The 713-nt window shown below is 50.6% G+C and carries 1 protein-coding gene; it reads left to right on the top strand.

Annotated elements, in window-relative coordinates; translation table 11 throughout:
- The coding region (gene earP, locus ACTHUR_RS14050; protein WP_440399167.1) for an elongation factor P maturation arginine rhamnosyltransferase EarP at window positions 1-675 on the top strand (675 nt) is incomplete at its 5' end.
- Window positions 676-713: the final 38 nt, after the last annotated feature.

Raw genomic sequence — 713 nt, 5'->3', positions numbered from 1 at the left:
GAATCTGCCCGCTTTGATACGGAAACCTTACGCCGACAACTCAAACTTCCCGCAAAAAACGCGCCCGAATGGCTGCTTTTCGGCTATCAAAGCGATATTTGGGCAAAATGGCTGACCATGTGGCAACAGGCCGGCCACCCCATTACCTTGCTGCTTGCAGGTACACAAATCATCGCCAGCCTGAAAAACAGCGGCCTAGTACCGCAAAACGCCCTGCTTGAAGACGGCGATGTGTATCAGAGCGAACACATTACCCTGATCAAAATCCCTTTCGTTGCCCAACAAGATTTCGACAAACTGCTCAATCTTGCCGACGGCACCGTCATACGCGGCGAAGACAGCTTTATTCGCGCCCAGCTTGCCGGAAAGCCTTTCTTTTGGCACATCTATCCGCAAGAAGAAAATATCCATCTCGACAAGCTGCACGCTTTTTGGGATAAAGCGCATCAGGTTTATCCGGATGTTGTCGCCACGGCACACCGCCTCCTTTCCGACGAACTCAACAACGGCGAAGCACTCAGCGACAGCCAGCGCCTGCAAGCATGGCAAACCCTGACGGCACACCAAAATGAATGGCGCCAAAGCGCGGCAAAATGGCGGGACGGACTTTTTGCCCAAAAAAGTGCCGTTGAAAAACTTGCCGCCTTTATTTCAAAGCACAAAAAAATACGCTAAAATAGCGCGTTTTATTACAACCGATTTGATTGGAAAAC

Source organism: Neisseria sp. P0021.S007, from assembly GCF_051956855.1.
This window is presented reverse-complemented; position numbering and strand designations above follow the sequence as displayed.